Source organism: Geofilum rhodophaeum, from assembly GCF_002210225.1.
GTDB classification, from domain to species: domain Bacteria; phylum Bacteroidota; class Bacteroidia; order Bacteroidales; family Marinilabiliaceae; genus Geofilum; species Geofilum rhodophaeum.
In genome coordinates this window covers 87,358-110,570 of the sequence record NZ_MWUJ01000009.1, presented here as the reverse complement: position 1 = coordinate 110,570, position 23,213 = coordinate 87,358, and the positions used below count along the sequence as shown (strand labels likewise).

Annotated in this window: 15 protein-coding genes; 5 read left to right on the top strand and 10 right to left on the bottom strand. The window is 49.9% G+C overall.

Annotation, left to right across the window (positions count from 1 at the left end; translation table 11 throughout):
• Positions 1 to 127 precede the first annotated feature (127 nt).
• Both B4W65_RS10040 and B4W65_RS10035 read right to left on the bottom strand, forming a co-directional pair.
• Entirely contained in the window at positions 128 to 2,029 is a 1,902-nt protein-coding gene (locus B4W65_RS10040; protein ID WP_088655022.1) for an AMP-dependent synthetase/ligase, read from the bottom strand.
• Positions 2,030 to 2,043: 14 nt separating this feature from the next.
• Positions 2,044 to 3,081, bottom strand: coding sequence for an aldose epimerase family protein (locus B4W65_RS10035; protein WP_088655021.1), 1,038 nt, complete (start codon positions 3,079 to 3,081; stop codon positions 2,044 to 2,046).
• A 162-nt stretch (positions 3,082 to 3,243) separates the two neighbouring features.
• On the opposite strand from B4W65_RS10035, the gene B4W65_RS10030 reads away from it, so the two are divergent.
• Complete coding sequence (locus B4W65_RS10030; RefSeq protein ID WP_088655020.1) at positions 3,244 to 4,404, top strand: galactokinase; 1,161 nt, start codon at positions 3,244 to 3,246, stop codon at positions 4,402 to 4,404.
• A 162-nt stretch (positions 4,405 to 4,566) separates the two neighbouring features.
• Positions 4,567 to 8,256, top strand: a complete 3,690-nt coding sequence (purL, locus tag B4W65_RS10025) for a phosphoribosylformylglycinamidine synthase (RefSeq protein ID WP_088655019.1) — start codon at positions 4,567 to 4,569, stop codon at positions 8,254 to 8,256.
• Between the two features lie 260 nt (positions 8,257 to 8,516).
• Here the strand turns inward: purL and B4W65_RS10020 are convergent, their stop codons facing one another.
• The 3 genes from B4W65_RS10020 to B4W65_RS10010 form a co-directional block, all read right to left on the bottom strand.
• Positions 8,517 to 9,590 (bottom strand): TIGR04133 family radical SAM/SPASM protein, encoded by a 1,074-nt coding sequence (locus B4W65_RS10020; protein ID WP_088655018.1) that lies wholly within the window; start codon positions 9,588 to 9,590, stop codon positions 8,517 to 8,519.
• Positions 9,591 to 9,956, bottom strand: coding sequence for a peptidase associated/transthyretin-like domain-containing protein (locus tag B4W65_RS10015; protein WP_088655017.1), 366 nt, complete (start codon positions 9,954 to 9,956; stop codon positions 9,591 to 9,593).
• A 114-nt stretch (positions 9,957 to 10,070) separates the two neighbouring features.
• Entirely contained in the window at positions 10,071 to 11,783 is a 1,713-nt protein-coding gene (locus tag B4W65_RS10010; RefSeq protein WP_088655016.1) for an alanine/glycine:cation symporter family protein, read from the bottom strand.
• Between the two features lie 376 nt (positions 11,784 to 12,159).
• Between B4W65_RS10010 and B4W65_RS10005 the strand changes: the two genes are divergently transcribed.
• Together B4W65_RS10005 and B4W65_RS10000 are read left to right on the top strand one after the other, a co-directional pair.
• A complete protein-coding gene (locus tag B4W65_RS10005) occupies positions 12,160 to 13,320 on the top strand; it encodes a glycoside hydrolase family 11 protein (RefSeq protein WP_088655015.1) in 1,161 nt (386 codons plus the stop codon).
• Positions 13,321 to 13,416: 96 nt separating this feature from the next.
• On the top strand, positions 13,417 to 14,187 hold the full coding sequence (locus B4W65_RS10000) for a formylglycine-generating enzyme family protein (protein ID WP_240509538.1): 771 nt from the start codon (positions 13,417 to 13,419) through the stop codon (positions 14,185 to 14,187).
• A gap of 14 nt (positions 14,188 to 14,201) precedes the next feature.
• Here B4W65_RS10000 and B4W65_RS09995 read toward each other — a convergent pair whose 3' ends face one another.
• The 4 genes from B4W65_RS09995 to queC form a co-directional block, all read right to left on the bottom strand.
• Positions 14,202 to 15,080, bottom strand: a complete 879-nt coding sequence (locus B4W65_RS09995; protein WP_088655013.1) for an ATP-binding protein — start codon at positions 15,078 to 15,080, stop codon at positions 14,202 to 14,204.
• Between the two features lie 88 nt (positions 15,081 to 15,168).
• Complete coding sequence (locus B4W65_RS09990; protein ID WP_088655012.1) at positions 15,169 to 16,044, bottom strand: NADPH-dependent 7-cyano-7-deazaguanine reductase QueF; 876 nt, start codon at positions 16,042 to 16,044, stop codon at positions 15,169 to 15,171.
• A 33-nt stretch (positions 16,045 to 16,077) separates the two neighbouring features.
• Entirely contained in the window at positions 16,078 to 16,938 is an 861-nt protein-coding gene (locus B4W65_RS09985) for a 7-carboxy-7-deazaguanine synthase QueE (RefSeq protein WP_088655011.1), read from the bottom strand.
• Between the two features lie 23 nt (positions 16,939 to 16,961).
• On the bottom strand, positions 16,962 to 17,633 hold the full coding sequence (queC, locus tag B4W65_RS09980) for a 7-cyano-7-deazaguanine synthase QueC (protein WP_088655010.1): 672 nt from the start codon (positions 17,631 to 17,633) through the stop codon (positions 16,962 to 16,964).
• Between the two features lie 350 nt (positions 17,634 to 17,983).
• Between queC and B4W65_RS09970 the strand changes: the two genes are divergently transcribed.
• Positions 17,984 to 18,616, top strand: coding sequence for an NAD(P)H-dependent oxidoreductase (locus B4W65_RS09970; protein ID WP_088655008.1), 633 nt, complete (start codon positions 17,984 to 17,986; stop codon positions 18,614 to 18,616).
• 87 nt (positions 18,617 to 18,703) lie between these two features.
• On the opposite strand, the gene B4W65_RS09965 is transcribed toward B4W65_RS09970, so the two are convergent.
• On the bottom strand, positions 18,704 to 23,212 hold the full coding sequence (locus B4W65_RS09965) for a hypothetical protein (RefSeq protein WP_158522826.1): 4,509 nt from the start codon (positions 23,210 to 23,212) through the stop codon (positions 18,704 to 18,706).
• Between the last annotated feature and the right edge of the window lies 1 nt (position 23,213).

Genomic DNA, 23,213 nt, shown 5'->3' with positions numbered 1-23,213 from the left:
GTATTAGTGTCCGCAAAATTTGCTGTAAAAATGGTGAAAACTTTAATAAAATCAAAAGTTTGTCGTTTTCTTTAAGACGAAATTTTTACGTTTTTGTTTCGTTTCGCCAGCTGCGATTGACGTTCTATTAAAAATAATTTTGAATATTGGCCCGATTCAGTGGGTTTTGCAGGTCTTTTCCGCCTGGCGTGAAGAGTTGTTCCAGCTCTTTTGCATAGACTTCTTCGACTTTACGCCGTACAATCTTCATGGTGCTGTTGACCATATGATTGGCTTCTGTAAAGGGTTCTGAAGCTACCACCACAGTGGTCGGCAGCCAGCGTTGCGGAAACAAATCCTGTAAGTGTCCCCCTTTTTTAAACTGAGCCAGTTCTTTTTGCAATTCGCGCAACACAATTTCTGACTTTTCTTCCGGATTGCTTACAGCGTTCTTGTCCAGAATTTTCTTTATCGCATCGGCCGATGGTACTACAATGCCCACGGTATAGGGACTCTGGTTGTTGTATAAAATTACCTGGTCGATGAGGGGACAGTGGTCGGTAAGCGCTTCCTCTATGCCTTCGGGACTGTATTTTTCTCCGTCGTGCGAAATCAAAAGGCTTTTGAAACGCCCAAGTACATATAGGTAATTCTCTGCATCGAGATAGCCCAGATCGCCGGTAAACAGCCAGCCGTCCTTGATGGTTTCTGCGGTGGCTTTTTCATTTTTCCAGTAGCCCAGCATAACATTTTCGCCTTTGACTACAATTTCGCCGGATTGTCCCTGGGGCAAATTCTGGCCGTTTTCGTCGCAGATGCGGATGTCGAGTTGCTGCACTACCTTACCAGAGGAGCCCATTTTGTGGTAGTCGGGGGTGTTGGCCGAAATAATGGGTGCCGCTTCGCTGAGGCCATAGCCCTGATACATCGGAATGCCCAGGGCATAGAAGAACTTCTGCAATTCAATGTCCAGCAGGGCTCCTCCGCCAATGAAAAACTGCAGATTGCCGCCCAGCTTTAAACGCACATTGGAAAAAAGAATTTTATCGAACAGGCGACCGATGGGGTGGGTCAGTCGCCGCAGTCCTTTCCCTTTGTTGTTGCCGGTTCCGTTGTACCAATAGGCATGGGCTATTGCCAGGCGGAAGAGGAGCCAGGCGATTTTTCCTTTAGCCTGTACCCCTTTTTCGATGTTCTTTTTAAAGTTTTTAGCCAGGGCCGGTACGCTCATCAGTACATGGGGCTGAATCTCCTGAATGTTGTTCGAAAAGTTTTTGAGGGTTTCGTTGGCCGTTTTACCGGCTTGCACAGCGGCCACGGAAGCACCACGGTACATAAAGGCATAAAGGGCTGCGGTGTGGGCAAAGGCATGGTCCCAGGGCAGTACCACCAGGGTGCGAAAGTGGGCGGGAATGTCGATGAAACTAAAGGCCTGTTCAACATTGGCGGTGTAATTGCGGTGCGACAGCATAATGCCTTTGGGATCGGCTGTGGTCCCTGATGTGTAGGAAATGTTGGCAACATCCCCGTCCTGAACGCTTTGCCTCCTGGCGTCCAAATCGTCCTTTCTTTCCTTTACAAAATCCTGCCCTTTTCGTTGCAGGTCGGCCCAGGTGATTTCTCCTTCCTCCAAGGCTTCCATGGGGTCTAAAACGACTACGGTCTCCACCTTGGGCAGTTGTGCACGTATCTTGCGAATTTTTTCCACCTGGAAACCGGAGACGATGACCAGCCGACTTTCGCTGTGACTGATGCGGAAAATCAGGTCGTTGGCTTCTTCCAGTTTGACGGAAAGGGGGACATTGATGGCGCCGGAGTAGAGTACCGACAATTCGGCCAGTAACCAATCTCGCCGTCCTTCAGAAAGCAGGGAAATGCGATCGCCCTTTTCAATGCCCAGAGCGAGGAGCCCCGCTGCGAAATTTTTGACCAGTTCAAGGGTTTCTTTATAAGTCGTGGGCTGAAATACGCCCTCTGTTTTTTCCCAGATAAGGGCGTTGTCGGCATAGCGTTCGACCCTTTCCTCAAAGTAATCAATGATGCTGTTCATATATGGGGCTTGGCTTAGGCTTGGACACTGAATTTGAAAACGGTGGTGTGCTCAAATGGTTTTCCGGGACGGGCGATGCAGTCGGGGAAGTTGGGGTGATTGGGACTGTCGGGGAAATACTGGGTCTCGAAACAAAAGCCTTCGTGGCTGTCGAATTGCCAGTCGCCCCGGGCATAACTGCCGTCGAGGAACTTGCCGGCATAAAATTGCATGCCCGGGAGGGTAGTGAATACTTCCAATACGCGCCCTGATTCTTTATCGAGGGCCAGGGCGGCTCTTTCGAGCTGGCCCTCCGGATGGTTCAGTACGAAGTTGTGATCGTAGGTCTTTATGGGCGAAGCGTCGATTTTTTCGCCGATGGTACGCAGACTGCTGAAGTCGAAGGCGGTGTCTTTTACTGGTGCAATTTCCCCGGTGGGTATGGCATCGATGGCCGGTGTGTAGTGGTCGGCCATTATCATCACTTCCTGATCAAGAATGCTGGCTTTTTTTCCCCGTAGGTTAAAATAAGCATGGTTGGTAAGGTTAACAGGGCAGGCCTGCTCGCTTTCTGCCAGGTAATCCATAACTAATTCGTGTTCATCGGTCAGGGTGTACTTTACTCGGGCAGTAACCTTTCCGGGATAGCCCATGTGACCGTCGGGACTCACCAGCGTCATCACCAGGCTTTCGCCTTCTATCTGGCCCTTCCATATTTGTTGGTGAAAGCCGTCGGGTCCGCCATGCAAATGGTTGGCATCGTTGTTTATCGGAAGTTGATGGCTTTGTCCTTCCAAACTGAACTTTCCTTTGGCAATGCGGTTGGCAAAACGGCCTGCGGTGGCGCCCAAATAGGGACAGTTATTAAGGTAGGCTTCGTTGAGGTATTCCAGGGGCTTGTTGAATCCCAGGGTGATTTCTTCAATTTTCCCGTTTTTATCGGGTGTTTGTATGCTGGTGATGGTCGATCCGATGTTGGTGATGCAAACGGTGGTTCCGGTGTTGTTCTTCAATTCAAAGAGAACAATAGCTTGTTCGTTAACGACCGCAGTCTGGGTGCTCTTAATTGACATAGCTCAGTTTTTATTGGTGCATTAGCACAAAAGTAAAAAAAATAGACCAATTGTGGCACAGCAAATTTTAAAAGTAGTTTTTACTGTATTTTCTGGTGGTCTTAAAATTATCCTTATTTTTGTAGTTCTCAACAAACATAAGCAATTAAACCATACATCACTATGAACACCGAAGCATTGAAGAAGTCTTTCAAAGACCTTTACCAGAAGGAGGCCGAAGCGCTATTCTTTTCGCCCGGACGGGTTAATTTGATAGGAGAACATACCGATTACAACGGGGGCTATGTTTTTCCTTGTGCCCTTAATTTTGGCACCTACCTGTTGGTGCGTAGAAACAACGAGAAGGTGGTCCGTTTTGCCAGCACCAATATGGACTTGAAGGTGGAACTGACGCTGGATAAGCTGGGCGAACTGCAGCCCGATGGGGCCTGGGTGAATTACCCGCTCGGGGTAATCGATCAATTTGCCAAAAAGGGAACTAAGGTGGAGGGCATGGATTTGCTGTACAGCGGCAACATTCCCAATGGCGCGGGACTTTCGTCTTCTGCTTCTATTGAATTGGTGACTTCGGTGCTGATCAACGATTTGTTTGGCGGAAAGCTGGCTATGATGGATATGGTAAAACTTTCGCAGGATGCCGAAAACCAGTTTGTAGGGGTGAACTGCGGCATTATGGACCAGTTTGCCGTGGGTATGGGTAAGGAAAATCATGCGCTGGCTTTGAAATGCGACACCTTAAAATGGGAGGCGGTGCCGCTGAAACTCGATGGCTATAAGATTGTAATCAGCAATACCAATAAGCGCAGGGGACTGGCCGATTCGAAGTACAATGAGCGCCGCTCGGAGTGTGAGCAGGCTTTAGCCGAAATGAATACCGAAGGTAAGTTTGAAACCCTCAGTGATATTTCTTTCGATATGTTTAATGACTTGCACAGCAAGCTGTCGAAGGAGGTTTTGTTGCGCAGGGCCCGTCACGTAATTACCGAAAACCAGCGTGTGCTGGATGCAATGAAGGCTTTGGAGCAGAACAATCTGGCGGAGTTTGGGCAGTTGATGAATGCTTCGCATGTTTCGTTGCGCGACGATTATGAGGTGACCGGGATTGAGCTGGATGCATTGGTAGAGGAGGCCTGGCGCATTGAAGGCGTGGTGGGCTCCCGAATGACCGGTGCAGGTTTTGGCGGTTGTACCGTGAGCATTGTTAAGGAAGCTGCTGTTGATCGTTTCATTGCTGAAGTCGGTCCCGCCTATGAAAAGCGGACCGGTCTTAAGCCCGAATTTTACATTGCCGATGTGGGCGACGGGGCACGTCGCCTTGAATAAGCTGAACTTCGGTATAAATCATTAAAGCCGCCGCAGGGTTCTCACAGCACCTTGCGGCGGCTTTGCTTTTGGTGGCAATTAGTGTTTTTTTAGTTGGTGCGATGGGGGCTTTTGATTAAATTTGCAACGGAATTGATTATAAACCTTCCAAATCTAAACTTCATGGTGCTTTTTTTCGAGGGCAAAGCCGCTCAGGTATTGGCAGTACATACTTCGGTACAACTGCCGCAGGCAGATGTCATCAAATTGGAATGGCTGTTCAGTGGCGCAAAATTATTGCAAGCCGATAAACTGGACGGCTTTTTTGTTGGTCCACGTCGCGAGATGATTACGCCCTGGAGCACCAACGCGGTAGAAATTACCCAGAATATGGGCATCAACGGAATCATCCGCATCGAAGAATTTTTTAAGGCAGCCAGCGCAGAGGTGGACTTTGACCCTATGTTGCAGCGCCTTTATAAGGGTTTGGATCAGGAAGTGTTTACCATTGCTAAGCAGCCCGATCCCATTGTGTATATTGAGGATGTAGCGGCCTACAACAAGCAGGAGGGTCTGGCACTGAGTGAGGAAGAGGTCAGCTATCTGGAGGAACTGAGTCAGCGCCTCGGGCGCCGACTCACCGACAGCGAAGTATTTGGCTTCTCTCAGGTGAATTCCGAGCATTGCCGACATAAAATCTTCAATGGCATTTTTGTAATCGATGGACAGGAAATGCCCAGTACCCTGTTCCAACTGATCAAACGAACCTCCAACGAAAATAAGAATTTCCTGGTCTCGGCGTATAAGGACAATGTGGCCTTTGTTGAAGGTCCCCGGGCGGTGCAGTTTGCGCCGGCTTCGCAGGACAAGCCCGATTTTTTCAGGGAACAGCCCTTCGAGTCCATCATTTCGCTGAAAGCAGAAACCCATAACTTCCCGACCACAGTAGAGCCTTTTAACGGCGCAGCCACCGGTACGGGAGGAGAGATTCGCGACCGTTTGGCCGGCGGAAAGGGCTCCCTGCCCCTGGCAGGAACCGCTGTTTACATGACCAGCTATCCGCGTCCCGAAGGGGGCCGGGTATGGGAAAAGAACGTGCCCGAGCGCCCCTGGTTGTATCAAACCCCCGAGCAGATTCTTATCAAAGCCTCCAACGGAGCCAGTGATTTCGGCAATAAATTTGGTCAGCCCCTTATTTGTGGTTCCTTGCTGACCTTCGAGCATTTTGAGCAACAAAAGGAATTTGCTTTTGATAAGGTGATTATGCTGGCCGGTGGCATTGGCTATGCCCGCAAGCGGGACGGACTAAAGGACGACCCGAAGAAGGGCGACCGGGTGGTGCTGCTGGGGGGCGACAATTATCGCATTGGTATGGGTGGCGGTGCCGTTTCGTCGGTGGCCACCGGAGAATTTGCCAATGCCATTGAGTTGAATGCCGTACAGCGTTCGAATCCCGAAATGCAGAAACGCGCCATGAACGCCATTCGCGCCATGGTAGAGCGGGACGAGAACCCCATCGTATCGATTCACGACCACGGTGCCGGTGGTCACCTCAACTGTCTTTCCGAATTGGTGGAGACCACCGGAGGAACCATTCACATCGACAAACTGCCGGTGGGCGACCCCACCTTGTCGGCCCGTGAGATAGTTGGCAACGAGTCGCAGGAGCGAATGGGACTGGTTTTGAAGGAGAAGGACCTGGATGTTTTGCAAAAGGTGGCCGAACGGGAACGTTCGCCCATGTATGTGGTGGGAGAGACCACCGGCGATATGCACTTCAAGTTTGAGGACGACAAGGGCAATGCGCCCATCGACTGGCAATTGGCCGATATGTTTGGTAATCCTCCCAAAACGGTGATGCAGGACAGTACGCAGACCACTGACTTTGCGCCTTTGCGCTACGATTCGGCCCTTATTGAGGAATACCTCGAAAAGGTGTTGCAGATTGAAGGGGTGGCCTGTAAGGACTGGCTGACGAACAAAGTGGACCGTTCGGTAACGGGCCGGGTGGCTAAGCAGCAATGTGCCGGTGAGGTACAGCTGCCCTTGAACAACCTGGGTGTTACGGCCATAGATTATCGCGGACGCGAAGGGGTGGCTACCTCTATCGGGCATGCCCCCGCCGCTGCTTTGATCGATGCCGGAGCCGGCTCTATTTTGAGTGTGGCCGAGGCCCTGACCAACCTGGTTTGGGCACCGCTGACGCACGGATTGAAAGGGGTGAGTTTGAGTGCCAACTGGATGTGGCCTTGTAAAAACCCCGGTGAAGATGCCCGTTTGTACGAGGCGGTGGAGACTTTGAGCGACTTTGTGGTGGATTTGGGAATTAATGTGCCTACGGGTAAGGATTCCCTGTCGATGACCCAAAAATATAAGAACGGGGAGCAGGTGATGTCGCCCGGAACCGTCATCATCAGTTCGGTGGGTGAGGTGTCGGATGTACGCAAGATGGTAGAGCCTGTATTGAAGAAGGATGTCGCCACCCGTTTGCTGCACATCGATTTGTCCTTCGACAATTTGAAACTCGGTGGCAGCAGCTTTGCCCAAATACTGAACCAGCTGGGCAATGAGGCGCCCACGGTGATGGACAGCGATTACTTTAAGGACGGTTTTGCCGCCCTGCAGGAAATGATTCAGGAGGGATTGGTGTTGGCCGGTCACGACATCTCTGCGGGGGGACTGGTTATTGCCTTGCTCGAAATGTGCTTTGCCAATAAGGATTATGGTGTAGCCATCGATTTGTCCGCCTTTCAGGAAGACGACCTGGTAAAGATCCTCTTCAGCGAGAATCCCGGTGTGGTGGTTCAGGTGAAGGATCAGAAGCGGGTTCAGGCCATTTTGGACAAGTATGAAGTGCATGCGGTGGACCTGGGTGCACCGACAGCTGAGCGTCAGTTACGTATTGCGGGCAAGGGCCAGCCGCTGGAGCTGGACATCGATGCCTTGCGCGACTTGTGGTTCCGTACTTCCTTCCTGCTTGATCGTAAGCAAAGTGGGGAAGAACTGGCTGCAGCACGTTTTGCCAATTATAAGGAGCAGCCGCTGCATTACCGTTTCCCGGACCAGTTCAAAGGTTCCTTGTCCGCCCTGGGCTTGACCCAGGTGCCGGCTTCCGGGCCGCGTAAGGCCAAGGCGGCCATTATTCGTGAAAAAGGGGTCAATGGCGACCGTGAAATGGCCTACACCCTCTACCTGGCTGGCTTTGATGTGAAGGATGTACACATGACCGATTTGATTTCGGGGCGTGAAACGCTGGAAGAAATCGACTTCGTGGTGTATGTGGGCGGCTTCAGCAACTCCGACGTGCTGGGCTCGGCCAAGGGTTGGGCGGGTGCCTTCCTGCACAACGAGAAGGCCAAAAAGGCGCTTAATGCTTTTTATGCGCGCAACAATACTTTAAGTCTGGGTATTTGTAACGGTTGTCAGTTGATGGTGGAGCTGGGACTGGTTTATCCGGAGCACGACGAGCAGCCTTTTATGGCGCACAATGAATCTCATAAGTTTGAATCTCAGTTCATCAATATGGAAATTGCCGAAAACCACTCGGTGATGTTGCAGTCTCTGGCGGGTTCGCGTCTGGGCGTCTGGGTGGCACACGGTGAGGGCAAGTTCAATTTCCCGAAAGCGAAGGATGCTTATCACTTGCCTGGTTTCTACGGTTATGAGGGTTATCCGGCCAATCCGAATGGCAGTGCTTTTAATACTGCAGCCATCTGTTCGCAGGATGGGCGTCACCTGGCCATGATGCCGCACCCGGAGCGGGCCATTCTGCCTTGGCAGTGGCCGCATTATCCTGAGGGGCGCAAATCGGATGAGGTGAGTCCGTGGTTGGAGGCTTTTGTGAATGCGAGGAAGTGGGTAGAGGCGCAGTAGTGTATTCCTGCGCCTGACATTAAACACCTGTTCTTTACGCTTGATGCCTGTTGTTTGCGCTGCTGCTTAACAACAGGCATCTGCGCTCTAACGAGTAATTTTCTGAAGGCAGCTGTTCTACACTACTTCCCTTCCAGTACTGGGGCCGTGCTTGTAACGCTACGCATCCTTGTTCATTACGGAGTTTTCTGTAGGCCGCTTCTTGCACTACTTCCCTTCCAGAGTGGAGGGATGCTTGTAACGGTAGGAATGTTTGTTCACTAACGGTGTTCTCTGTAGGTGGCTGTCTCGATTTTTTCCTTATGACAAACTAGAACATTATTCTTTTCACCATGCCAGTTGTGTAAGCCGTTTCCCTGACAATCTTTAAAGTCTTTGCATGTTTTACATTGCCCAATTCTTGTCCAGTCTCTGTTTCTAAAGGGTTGAAATTTATTATCCCAAACCGAATAAAAATTATCCTTGTAAATATTTCCTTGTGAAAAAGACCTGGCAATGTTTGGACATGCTGAAATAGAACCGTCAATTAAAATCGAGCCAATATTAATTCCTGCCCGACAAAAGAAGAACGAGTCCCTTACCAATGGTTCGTATTTACCAACATAACCCTCACAACTGAATTTTATATCAATTTCTTTGGATTTCCGACAAGCTGCTATGAAGTCCATTAATTGAACAAGCTGATTGTCAGTCAGTAGTAACTCTGGATTGTGAACGGCTCTACCGATAGGAATAATTGTAAAAAGCCTCCATGCCTTTACATTTTTTGAAATTAGTAATTTCTTTATTTGTTCAAGTTCATTAATATTCCTTTGGTTTACACAAGTTACAATGTCAAAGTTTAAACGATTGGAAGATGCTGCCAATTGAACTGCATTCATTACTTTGTCGAAACTTTTTTCATTATTTCTCAACCAATTATGAGATTCTTTAAGGCCATCTAAACTAATTGTCAATGCACCAATTCCTGCATTAAGTAATGAAATGTGTCTTTCTTTATCGTATAAATGTCCATTTGAGACCATCGACCATTTAAAACCTCGTCTGCGCAGTTCTTTTCCACATAGCTCTAAATCCTTTCGTAAAAGAGGCTCACCACCGGTAAATACAACCGTGAAATTTTGTGGAATACGCTTTATTGTATCAATTGCCTCAAAGAAATCCTCAGCAGGCATATCTTTATTTACACTGTTTTTTGAGCAATCACTTCCACAATGCAAGCAATTTAAATTACAGCGTGTAGTACACTCCCAAAACAAATAATTGAGTTCGTGCCGTTTTGTTTCTGAAACCTTAAATTTTCTGAAACTGTATTTTATAAGTGATGATAGCATTTATTTTTCTTCCAGAACTATATCTAAGTAAATGTCTTTGCTTAAGTCTGTTAATACCGTATCCTTATCAACATGAAGTCCGTTTTTAATAGAATCAACATCTTGGAATCGTAGGGTTAATTCTTCCAGCATTTCCGTATAAAATGAAAACTCGCCTTCTTCATTTGTCCAGGTGTATTGCATATTGTCGGCTACAGATACTTTAATTCCTTTAATTGGCAACCCTGATGTTTTAGATTTCACCTGGCCTTCAATTAATAAATCAAGTCCAAAATCCTGCGGAGTGCCATAGCATGCTTGAAAAACAAACATGGCAGATGTCAAACTTAATCCTCCAACTATTTGCCTAATCACATTTCGTTTCATCTTATTTGATTTAAAATAAGTGTTGGTTTTAATGCTCAGGTTGCTTCGAGACTGCAAAAATAACCCTTCGGGTTGGTTTGATGAAATTTATTTCGTGAAGCAGGTGTTTCATGGTTAGTAGCGGGGTGGTTTTTCTTCGGGGAAGCGTTCGGCGTATTCGTTCCAGAAGCTTTTTACCTCGGTTTTTACTTCTTTGTGCAGCCACAGCATGCCCAGGAGGTTGGGGATGGTCATGAGCGCAATGGTGATGCCGGAGAAAATCCAGATGAGGGAGGTGTCGAGGATGGCAGCCAGGAAGAAGCCTATAACGTAAACAATTTTGTAATAGAGGACCGATTGCAGGCCAAAGAGGTAAACCATGGCGCGGCCGCCGTAGTAGCTCCAGGAGATGGCTGTGGAAAAGGCAAAGAGGAGCAGTCCGATCGCTACAATGTACTTGCCCCAGGGGCCCAGCCAACTGCGCGAAAAGGCAATGGTGGTTAGGGGGGCGCTGTGAATCAGGGAGCGGCCGTAGAACTGGAGCTGGGGTTGTCCCACGGGTTTTCCCTGCCGCACCCGAATGCTTCCGGTGTAGGGCTTGCCTCCTTGTTGTATGCGTACGTTTTCAGCTACTGAGCGGGCATGGATTACGGTTAGCTCATTGGTGATTACGCCCTCTGCTACTTCCAGCTCTCCGTTGAATAGGGGCAGCGAGGCGGAGCCCTTGACGTGATTGGCCAAGAGCTGGAGCTGTTCTTCCTGCTCTTCGTGATAGCGCTGGTCCAGAATTTCCATATCGGCCGTCTGGAACAGATTTTCGTGCTTTTCCTGCCAAACGCCGGAGGCCAGGAGGGTCATCCCGGTTATGGAGCAGATGATGATGGTGTCGATGAAGGGTTCGAGCAGGGCTACGAGGCCCTCTGAAACGGGCTCGTGGGCCCGTGCAGCCGCGTGGGCTATGGGCGCGGAACCTTGTCCCGCCTCGTTGGAAAAGAGTCCCCGGTTGACCCCGCGGTTAAAGGCAAAGGCTATGGAGGCGCCCAGAAAGCCACCGCTGGCTGCAGAGCCGGTAAATACGTCCTTGACTACTGCGACCATGGAGGGCCAGATGTTATCGTAATTGAAGGCAATGACCAGGATGGCGCCGGCAAAGTAGATGAGGGCCATAGCCGGTACCAGGGTTTGGGTGACTTTGGCGATGCGTTTGATGCCGCCTACAATCACAAAGGCGAGGAGAATGGACAGGACAATACCGGTGTAGAGGTGGGGGATAGAAAATGTTTCCCAGAGGGAGTTGGCTATGCTGTTGACTTGGGGAAGGTTGCCGGTGCCGAAGGAGGAGAAAACGGTGGCCACGGCAAAAAGTGCCGCCAGCACTTTTCCAAAACGTAGGGTGCGCCCTGAGGGCAGCTTTAACCAAAGGCGTTTTTTCATATAGTACATGGGACCGCCTGCTATGGAGCCATCCGGTGCTTTCTCGCGGTATTTGTGCGAAAGGGTTACCTCCACAAATTTGGTGGTCATACCAATTACCGCCGTTACCAGCATCCAAAACAGCGCTGCCGGTCCCCCCAGGTGCAAAGCAAAGGCCACTCCGGCAATATTACCGGTGCCCACGGTCCCCGAGAGGGCGGTAGTCAGTGCCTGGAAGTGACTGGTGTCGCCTTCGTCGCCGTCGCGGTCGAACTTGCCACGGACAATCTTTAGGGCGTATTTAAAGTAGCGCAACTGCGGAAATACCAGATAGAGCGTGAAGAACAGTCCGGTACCCAATAAAAGGAAAACAAACCATTGAGAACCTCCAATGGCCGAATCGATGCTGGTTAACAGGTCGCTGAAGTGCTGCATATTAAAAAATGATGATTGCTAACAAAAATAAGAGAATTATTGAGAAATGCACGATTTATTCCTCTGGTCGGACACTGATTTTTGCATTTAGGTTTGGCTGAGTATTGTCATTAATGGCTAAGAATAAAGATTAAGGTTTAGTAATTATGTTTAGTTAATGGGCGGAGGTGGAAATTTATTATGTCCCAAAATTGAAATATGTACACTGCTTTATCTCAAATCTTAAAAAGATTGTCTCAAATGGTAAAGATCAATGGATTATTGATTTGTAAATTTACACTTACATCATTCTGCTGATTTAACTGTTTGAAAGTAGAAATTTCAGAGTGGTGTTGGTTCTGCCAAACTTATTTTATTGTTAACAAAAAAGAGTTAAATGAAAAATTTATTGGGTTCAGCAATACTTTTGCTGTTATTGTTTGTCGGATGTTCTGAAGACACAGATGAAATGGACCTCCTCGGTGAAGATACTTTAGAGGCGCCTTTAAAATCCTATACCTCAAGCACGCATGATGGATTTTTTTGGTTCTTGTGGACCGACGATAGAGGGGGCTATGTAGATTATGAGAATGGAGAAGGAGGAAACTATTCGGTTTCCTGGGATTATACCGGGAATTTTACTTGCGGTAAAGGATGGAGTACGGGATCGGCTACACGGGTGGTTGGGTATAATATAGGTGCGCATACGCATTCTGGTGGGGGGAGTATAGCCTATTACGGATGGACAAGGAATCCGCTGATCGAGTACTATGTAAATGAGCGTTGGGGTGCGTCGAGACCTACGGGCGAATATCGTGGTAGTGTTACTTCTGATGGAGGTACTTACGATATATATACCGCAATGCGCTATAATGCTCCGTCGATTGACGGAACACAGACTTTTCGTCAGGTGTTCAGTACACGGCGATCCATGGCTCCGGTTGGTGAGAGTCGGACCATCACTTTTGCCAATCACGTTAATGCCTGGGGGGCCGCTGGTTTGGGTTTGGGTAATACCTGGAATGCTTACGCCATTATGTTGACTGAGGCCTATGGCGGCAACAGTCAGGGGTATGCGAATTTAACCGTTTGGGAAGGTGGAAGCAGTACAGGTGGCAATACAGGTGGCGAAACAGGTGGTAGTTCACAGTTTTATCGCATTCAAAATCGTGCCACTGGTTTGTTCCTTGATGGTATGGCTCGAACAAGCGACGGGGATGATCTGGGACAATATGCCAATACGACATCAGAAAATGCGCAATGGATTCGTGAGGCGGCCGATGGTTATGAGCGCATCAAGAATCGTGCAACCGGTTTGTATATCGACGGAATGGGAAGGACTACGAATGGTGAGAATTGTGGGCAGTATGCCAATACAAGCCATGTAAATGCTCAGTGGAGCTTAGAATCAGCCGGAGATGGTTATTATCGCTTGAAGAACCGGGGTACTGGTATGTATTTGGATGGTTACGGGCGGACTACAAATGGTGCGGCAGTAAGTCTGTATGCCAATACTACGCACGTAAATGCGCAGTGGCGCTTTGTAGCAGTTCAATAATTCAACATTTAGTTTCAGTTATGGCAGAACTGTTTTTTGCGTTGCCTGCAAATGAGTTTTTGCAGGCAACGCACTATTAACAAAAAGCACAGATGTATGAAGTTTTGGAGATTTTTTGCAGGCATTTTTGTATTGAAGTGTTTGTTGGCTTGTTCAGCGGGTGTGGAGGAAGAACTGGTGAGGATAAATGATTTTTATTTGGGCATCCACGAGGTTACACAAGCACAATGGGAGGAAGTAATGGGCTATAATCCTTCGGCATTTAAAGGAGCAAAGCGGCCCGTGGAAATGGTGAGTTGGTACGATTGTATCGACTACTGTAACAAACGAAGCATCACGGAGGGATTTGAACCCTATTATATAGTGAATAAGCAAGCTCTGGATACGGTCAATTTTAACCAACTCGACAGTGTTAAGTGGCTGGTCGAAGTAAACCCCGAAGCAAATGGGTATCGTTTGCCAACGGAAATGGAATGGGCATATGCTGCCACGGCTGGAGGCAGCAGGAAAAAGTACAGTGGAAGCAATCGTATCGATGAGGTGGCCTGGTATTGGCGTAATTCCGGGGAGGAGTACTTAGAAGGCGATTGGAAATGGGAACATATTGAAAAAAATAAAGGACGTACTAAGGCCGTGGGACTGAAACAGTCCAACAAATGGGGATTGTACGATATGTCGGGTAATGTTAGGGAATGGTGTTGGGATTGGTATGAGGATGAGGAGCTGGCGGCTGGATACGGACGCGTTTGGCGTGGTGGCGGTTGGCTGGGTGGCGAACATGCCTGTGAGGTCACCTATCGTGGCTTGTTTGAAGCCAGCGGAAAGGGGCCCGACCAAGGGTTTCGTTTGGCACGAAACGCCCGGTAAGGTCTTCTTCTTGGTTATACCCAGTCTTCTTGCAGCACTTCGCCTTCGATGGAGATGCGAAGCATTTTTAAGGGGATTTTGCGTGTGCTGGACGCTATGGCCTGTTGAGCCATCTGCAGGAGGCCCGAGCAGCAGGGTACTTCCATAACGACCACGGTGAGGGTATTGATGCGGGCCTCATCGATGAGGCGCACGAGCTTTTGCTGATAAATGTCGCTCCTCTGGTCGAGTTTGGGACAGGCTATGCCTACTGTTTTGCCCTTGAGGATGCGTGTATGGAAATCGCCCATGGCAAAGGCGGCACAATCGGCGGCCAGTACCATATCGCTGCCGGCAAAAAGACTGGAGGCCGGATTGATGAGGTGCATCTGAACAGGCCATTGGCGCAACTCTGAGGCGCCTCCGGTGGTTGTTGCTGTAAAAGACGGCGTCTGAGGCTTTTGAATTTTGCGCTCGGCCGAACCGGGACAGCCACCACCGTGGGCCTGCTTCATTACGCCGATTTTGGGGCGATGCATTTCCCGAATGACTTCGTCGAGATTAAAAGGCAGGTCGTCGCGGTACAACTGCATGTATTCCATGGCCTGGCGCATATAGGCCGTTTCGTTGTGGTCGCGTAAGTGTTTGAGGTGGGCCACTACGGTGTTTTTTCCTTTGGGAATGATCAGGCGAATCACCTTGATTTCGTCGTAAGGCTCTGCCTCTCGTTGCTCCATGGTAATGGCGCCCTGGGGGCAGGAGCCGATGCAGGCACCCAGTCCGTCGCACAATAAGTCGGAAATCAAACGGGCCTTGCCGTCGATGATTTGGAGGGCACCTTCGTGACAGCCCGGTACGCACTCGCCGCAACCATCGCAAAGTTCCTCATCTATGTGTACTACTTCTCGCAACATAAGTGGTGGTTTTAATGTGGAGACAAATATAAAAAGATTTTTTAATCTTCTTATTGTTTTCTGCCTGTTCGTGTGGTACCACTGCGACTTATTGCTGCAATAATTTTTGGGATAAGCTGGCGGCGTTGGCCAGGTGTTGTGGTAAAAGATGGGTGGAACTGGCGCGGAGGGGACAAATGTCGATGCCGCCGCGACGGGTATAAATACAGCTGACCATCAATTCTTCCGGTTCAAAACGGTCCCACAGCCGCTTGTAAATCATTTCACAGATTTCTTCGTGAAAATGGTTCTCGTTGCGAATGGAAACCAGGTAGCGCAGCAGGGCCCCTTTGTCGGGCAAACAGGCCCCTTTAATATGGATATAGGCGCTGCCCCAGTCGGGTTGATGCGTAATTTTACAGTTGCTGCGCAGCAGGTGGGTCGCCACCTGAAAGACGCCTTGCTGGTCAGCAGCAGTCAGCAGTGCCGGATTTTCCTTAAAGTCGTCGAAGTTCAGCTGCCGGCTTTCCGGCAGCTGTTCTAAAAGCTCATAGTCCTTAAAATCGAAGGCGCTGGCTTGTGCGCTGCCCTGATGAAAACTTAAGTCCACCTGCGTCTGCAGGAGTTCCTCCAAATCTTTACGTATGAGGTTCAGGACCTCTTGCAGGCCCTCCTCCGGTGATTGGCCGTAGCGGCTCATGTTAAAGCCGTTGAGATAGAGTTTCAGGGACTTGCTTTCGACCAGGAAGGCAGAGTGGGCCGGATAGGTGAATTTGAGGAGTCCCGCCACCGGCAAGCCTTTTTGGGTAAGGAAGCTCAGCTCGTAGGCGTGCCATACGTCTTTGCCACAAAAGGGCAGGGCCTGCTCGTCCAGACCATACATTTCGCGATTGAGGGCGCGGGGTACGGCCACGAGTATGTGGGGACTGTAATGCTGGGGGTAGTCGACTTGTTTGCCGAGTATTTTGCCTTCGATGGGTTCCATAGTGCTTGTGTTTGGTGGCGGCAGGGACGGGGTTTATACGCCGGGTTTACTGCCAAAGAGTTCGATGTGTACACGTGGTGTAAAACGCCAGCCGTTGCGTATGGCCATGTCCAGTACCAGAGGGGTGGTCTGCTGCAATTCTTCCATGCTGGCGCCCAGGGGCATCAGCATTACGTCGCTGGCCTGCCAGTGCCGCAATTGGTCCAGAAAGTCGCGCTTTATCTCCTCTTCCTCGCTGGCCCGGGCCACGACAAATTTCAATTGCAGGTCCTTGTTGGTGGCGCGACAGAAATCGATGTAATTCTGCAGTACTTCGATGTTGCGTCGGCGTTGGCCATGAAAGGAGAGGGGGCCCGAAGTCTGGAGGCCCAGCGCAGCCAGTTTGGCACTGTTGGGGGTGGAGTTCTCCAGCTTGGGCGAAATGCTGAACAGGTCGATGTGCTTCGCCAGCGGTTCGTAGTAGGCGGTTCCGTTGGTTTCCATAGTCAGGTGCAGTCCCAATTCTTCTTTCAGCATGCGGGCCAGTTCGCTGAGGGCCCCTTTTTGCAATAAGGGCTCGCCGCCGGTCAGTACCACATGCCTTACTTGTCCCAGGTTATGGGCCACCAGTTGTTTTACGTGTTGGGGACTGACAGAAAGAATTTCGCGGGTATCGAAGGAGGCGTAGGGGGTGTCGCAGCGACTGTAGCTGCCGTCGGGCAGCTGCCAGATGCAGCGCAGGTTGCAGGAGGCCAGGCGGACGAAGAGGGAGGGCACGCCGGCCAGCTTGCCTTCTCCTTGTACCGTGCCCGGGTGGGGCATGCCTGTGGCCGGGAGATGGGGAAGGAGCTGCCCCACGGCATCTCTGGTTATGGGGAAAACGCCTTCGTTGGCGAGTGACAGAAGTTGTGCCATTTGAAAATTTGCTGATGAGGTGTTTAAACGTGGAGGGCGCCGTCTTCAACCCCGGCTTCGGCAAAGGCCTGCGCCCTGAGGAGACAGCTGTCGCAGCTGCCGCAGGGACGTTCGCCGCCCCGGTAGCAACTCCAGGTGTGTTCAAAGGGTACGCCCAGTTCCTTGCCCAGACGAATTTCGTCGGACTTGGTTTTGTGTATAAAAGGGGCATTCACACGTATGGGCTTGTTGTGTTCGGCCGCCATTACCGTACCCTGATTGATGGCTGCTTCCATGGATTTGATGAAGCTTTCTCGGCAATCGACGTAGCCTGAGTAATCGACCTGACTCACCCCAATAAAGATGTCCTGGGCCTCAATGGCTTCGGCGTAGGAGGCGGCCAATGAAAGGAAGACCATATTGCGGGCCGGAACGTAGGTCACGGGAATGTCTGTGCGGTCGACACGACCGTCTTCCACCTCCCTGTTTTTGTCGGTCAGCGACGAACCGCCCCACTGGTCCATATTGATGCCTACCACTCTGTGGTCACTGGCTCCGGCCAGGGCCGACAGTTTGGCGGCGGCTTCCAGTTCACGCTTGTGTTTTTGGCCGTAATCAAAGCTGAGGGTATGGGTTTCGTAGCCCTGACTTTTAGCCAGCCACAAGGCAACTGCCGAATCGAGTCCCCCCGATAAAAGAATTACTGCGCGTTTCATAAGGCTTGTATTTGCATGTTGTTGTCAACAGTCAAAAAGCCAGGTGTCGTCCACAAAATGAGGCATGGAAATAAAAGGCCGGCCATAGGGCGTAGTGCCAAGAGGCGCTGTGCCAAAGCGTTTATTGTCATGGTCCTAGTTTTGTTTAGAGACAGGATGGTTTCGAACTGTCTGGTTTTCGGGTGCAAAGATAAGTTATTTTCGCCAGTACCCCAGCGTGAAATCCAGCTTAAACTTTATTAGTCTTTATTAAGCCCTTGCTGCGAACCATCGGGCACTTGAAGTGTTTAAAGGGGGACTATAAAATATTGAACAGATTTTTTTTAATAGATTCTTTTAAACAGACGAACATGGATATTCGTGAATCTTTGCAGTGGCGTTACGCCACCAAGCGTTTTAATGCCGATAAAAAATTGAGTTCGGAACAGTTGGAGATGCTCCTTGATGCCGTTAATCTGGCACCTACTTCTTATGGTTTGCAGCCCTTTGAGGTGGTTTTGGTAGAGGATCCTGCTTTACGGGCTAAGCTGAAGGAGGCCGCCTACGGTCAGCCTCAGCTGACCGAGGCTTCGCACATTTTGGTGTTTGCAGCCAACAAGGATTTGTCCGAAGAACACATCGATGCCTATGTGGAGCGTACGGCCGATCAGCGTGGTGTTTCGGTGGACGATTTGAAGGATTTCAGGGCCGCTATGGTAGGGGCCATACTGTCGAACGATGCCGAGGGGCGATTCCAGTGGGCGGCCCGTCAGGCCTACATTTCTTTGGGCGTTTTGCTTTCGTCGGCTGCGGTAGCCGGTGTTGATGCCTGTCCCATGGAGGGTTTCGACAAGGCGGGTTTCGATGAGATTTTGGGCTTGTCGGAGCGTGGCTTGTCGTCGGTGATGATGGCTGCCCTTGGTTTCAGGTCGCCCGAGGACAAGTATGCGGGTCTGCCGAAGGTACGTAAGAGCAAGGATGAGTTGATTGAGCGTAGGTCCTAGGACTGAAGTCCACACGGCGGCGGAGCCGCCTTTATAGAAGACGAGGGCTGCGACCAGACCGTTCGAGGCGGAGCCTCGAACGGGACTTCAGTCCTGGGTGACTTCTTCTTCGATGAGGTCTTCTTCTTCGATCAGTTCTCCATCTTCGTTAAGGTCCTCGTCTTCGATGACACCGGTTTGGAACTGGCGGAGGAGGCGTTTGACCCGACTTTCCGGAGCAAGGGCAAAGGTGTAGGATTTTTCACCGAGGCCTGTTTTTAGTTTGCGTTCGTCTGGTTTTAAGGCCTGAACGTGGGTGTTGAAGGCTTCCATCGACGAGCGGGTCTGCATAAGACCATTGCGATAGCCGAAGAAAAAGTAGTTGTTTTTACCCAAATCGATGTATAAATCGAGGGAGTTGCCACCCCGGCTGAAGCTGATGGTTCCCTGGACTTTTACTTTTCGGTGAACGGGCTGGTTGCGTACCCAACCAATATAGGCTTCTGAGTCGACGATGTAGCTGCGGGAGTGTTCGTCCCATCGCCAGGTGAGGGAGTCAAAAACCAGGGTGTACTGGTTTTCTGCAGGCAAGGAGCGCATGGGTTCAAAGCCTTGTACTTCTCGTGCCACGTCGGTGGCTGTTTTTTTGCCCATCCATTCGGCCATACGGTTGATGGTCGAATTGTTCTCGAAGGGCTTGCCCTTAATGGCCTCGGCCGCTCGCAGGCCATTTACCAGAAGGTTGATGGTTTCTTCTTCGAGTGCAAAATCCAAACCGAATAAGGTTTTGAACTCTGCCTGACCGTTTGCTCTATGGTGTATGGCTGTTCCTGCGGCATAGGTTTTTACCTGGTCCAGAGGCAGGCCCATATCGATGGTACCCTCACCGGTGACCGTGGCATCGCTGTTGTGGAAGCGAAGGATGTTGCCCGTGGTATCGGGTTGTTCTATTTTATGCTTTTCGGCTATGGCGAAGGCATTGCTGGCTTCGTCGAAGAACAGAAAACCTTTGGCACTCACTACCGGAACGTCGCTGTGGAAGCGCCTTGGCTCCAGAAAAGCGGAGTAAATGATGTTGGAATCCCGGTTCAGGAAGAAGTTGGGGAAAATGCGCTCAAACTCAAAGTTCTCGGGTTGTTCAGCCATGGGTATACGCACCTCTTCGGGGTCAATTTCCGCATCGAAGCGCACCCACTCATTGGGGCCCAATACCGATTGATCGTGCAACATTTGTGCGCCCCCTTTAAAGTGAAGCAGGGGATGACCGCCCGTCAGTCTGACTCCTCCTTTATAGGTGAATCTGCGGTCGAAGGTAAACAATTCCCGGTCACTGATTTCTCCTTCTGCCACCGTTGTTATTTCGCTGTTGGGCTTAATGGAGCTGAAAGTGATGGTTTTTACCGCTTTGGCGCCATTGATGTAATCGTAGAGTCCTTCTGCCTCGTAAGCGTTTTTCCCTTCTATCTGTACCTTTGCATTGTAAAAGTGGTGCAGCGAGTCGCTGAGTGCTATGCGAACCGAATCCAGCGGATCAAGTACGGCTTCGCGGTTAATTACGATGTTTCCATCGTTCAGGAACATGCGGGTGTCGGCTACATCAACATACTTTACTTCCTGGGCATAGAGCTTATTGTTTTGTGCGTCATAACGTGCCAGTGGGACTAAGAAATCGAGTGAATCCTGGCGACGATGCGTACTTACAAAACGGTTTCCCTCAGAACCCGGACTTCCTATATATATATCGTTCTTATCCATATGCCAGGAAAATTCACTGATGTAGGCCATATATAGGAGGTCGGTAAACTCGGAAGTGTTGTTGGGATCATGGGCTGTGAAATTACCAATCCGGCTCCTAAAGTCGATGGTGGCCAGTACATTGGAAGTCCTAAAGTCAATTTCACTCGAACTCTCGTCCTGCACCAGATTAAAATCGGCAGAATCGGCCATTACAGTATGGTGAGTTAAGTCAAGTCTTTTGGCACTGAGGGAGGCATTGGGCATATTCAGCAGCCCGCTTCCTTCGAGTCCGCCCGGCTGAATGGTAAGGGTCCCCTCCAGACTTGCTTCCTGGTTGAAAAGCGTGAAAGGCTCTTCCTGCATTTCGGCCAGCAGTTGGTCCTCATAGGGCAGGTAGTCGATCTGGGCAAAGCGACCCTGCACATCGGGAAATTCTACACCACTCTCTACCGGAGCAATGTTAAAGTCGTGGGCCAATCCCTCCGTGTGCTGTGGCAAAAAGATAAAATCTTCCGATTGTGCGGTGGTGCTTAGCCAAGCCAGGGTTCCGTTTCCTTTCAGTCCCTGATTACTTAGATCCAGGGTGCTGGTGTAGGTGGCTCTTTCGTCGTAAATGGGCAGGCCGTTTTCAGGTGTTTCTTTACTAAAGCCCAACGAATAGTCAGGCTGCACCACCAGCAGTTCTTCCATATTTGGGAAAATGCCTGATTTAAAGGTTCCGGTAAAGGCGATGTTTTCCCGGGTAAGGCGACTGATGCTGTCTATTTCAAAGGGATCCAGTTCAAAGTAAAAACTTTCCCTGTCGTAGGCGCCATTTTGAATGTGCGTTTGGTCGTAGTAGACAAAAGAGTTTGTGTTACTGGTCAGACGTGGAAACTCGGCATAGCTTTCTTTGCCGGATTTGTTGTCGGCGCGGTCAATTTCGAGGAAACCCGATAGTCGGGCAATGGTGCTGTTGATTTTTCGTTGAGCGGGTCGTCCAAAATAATCCAGTTCCTGCGTTTCCATGCGCATGGCCATAGAGTCGATGATGTTCAGGTCGATGCGAAAGTCCTCGTAGTTGAAGCGGAAGCTGTTGCCGTACAATTGAATCATTCCGGAAGCAATGGCTCCGTCAAAATCAAAATTTCTGTCTTTTTTAAGTGTAAGTCGTTGTTCTTTAGGGAAAAAAACCACGTTTTGTCTGTCGCTGATCGATATGGCCTCTACGCCACTCAGCTCCATATCGTAGTTCCTTAAGTCCAAAATGGCATTGGGAATGGCACCGGGAGTAAGCGATTTGAAGCGAATAACGTCGTAATCTTTTTGCCCCGCTCTAAAAAGAAGATAGTCTTTAAGTCGGTCACGCAGCGTCAGGGTGTCGGTATTTACATTGTAGGATACAAAACCGTAAAAGGAAAGTCCCATGATTTGCTGGCGCACCAAATTTTCTGAAATGCCCAAATACCGGGCATAGTCTTGTGCTGTAAAGGTGTTGGTTTTAATGTAGCGGGAGCAATTGAGCAGGCCCTGTAAGGGATGGATGGCATCCATCCCTTGCAATTGGTTGAAAAATTCCTCTCTGAAGTAGCTGATCGATTCAAAAAAAGCATGGTTTTCAGCGGCTCCGGTCAACATGCGGAGCTCGATGCGCGGGTCGCCAATGCGCCATCGGATCATCTCTGTATCCATACTGATGTTATGGTAGGTATTGAAAAAGGGACTGCGTGAGAGGCCCTCGCCATCTCGTATCAGGTGTACCTCGTTCATAGGCGCCATATACTTGAAAAGCAAACCTGGGTGGTAAATGTTTCCCGAATCAAGATACATGGTGATTTCGGTGGTGTTGCTCACAATTTGGTCCTGTCGCAGGGCAAAGTAAAGCGATTTGGCGGTAATGAAGAGGGTGTCGTTTCTGAAAATGCTTATTTCGGCCGGGTATCGGTCTGTCCCTGAGCCCAGAAATTTCGCACCGTGTTGTGAAAATCCACCCTCGTAGTTGAAGTTGGGCTGGATGTCTTCAATTTGATAGCGCTGTTCGTAGGATTCAAATTTGGGAAAGGTACTGTTTTCAGCTTGCCTCACACTCATCACCCGATGGTACACATGCCCTTCCAGAGCATGGTCAAAATAATCCTTATTGAAAAAAACAACACTGTCCACCCGCAACTGGTTTCGGCCCATATCAATCTTGTAGGCGCCAAAGGTGGCGTAAACACGCCGGGGATTCAGGCCGCTTTGCTGCCAGGTTATTCTCCCGCTTTCGCCCTGCCAGGCCCCACTCATCAGGTTGACTTTTCCGCCGGTATCGAATACCATAATGCTGTCGTTGTTGGTGCGACAGGTCAGGGTGCCTTTATCTACCTGCAGGTAAAGAGAGTCGGTAAAGGAAAACATAAAGCGGGGAGCATCGCTGGTCCACTTCAATGCCGCATTGGCATACAGCACTTTGTCCTCCAACATTTGTTGCGCGAGTTCGAACAGTTGATTGGCATGCCGTATGGGGTAGCGGGGCTGACTAAGCAGGCTGTACATAGCCTCATGCCAGGTTGCGAAATTGGTTTGTATGTCTTGATTGGCCTCAAAGGCCATAACGGTAGTCAGGTAAAGTTGGTAGTCGGGGAAGGGACGGCCTCTTTTGCTGTACAACAAATCAGACATGGCCATAACGTAGTTTTGAACCACTTCATCAAGCTCCGGTTGAAGCCAAAAGGTTTCCACCTCCTCCATAAAATCACGCGCTTCCCGCTTGTCGGCCGAAACAGAAAAAATCTCCTCCAGGCGTTCCAGAAACTCGTCTTTACCCCCCTCTGTAAAATGTCCGTCCTGCGCACTTGCTCCCATAAAAAACAGCCAGAACAAGCCCGCAGTGCATCCTATAAATCGTAAACCTTTGTGCATA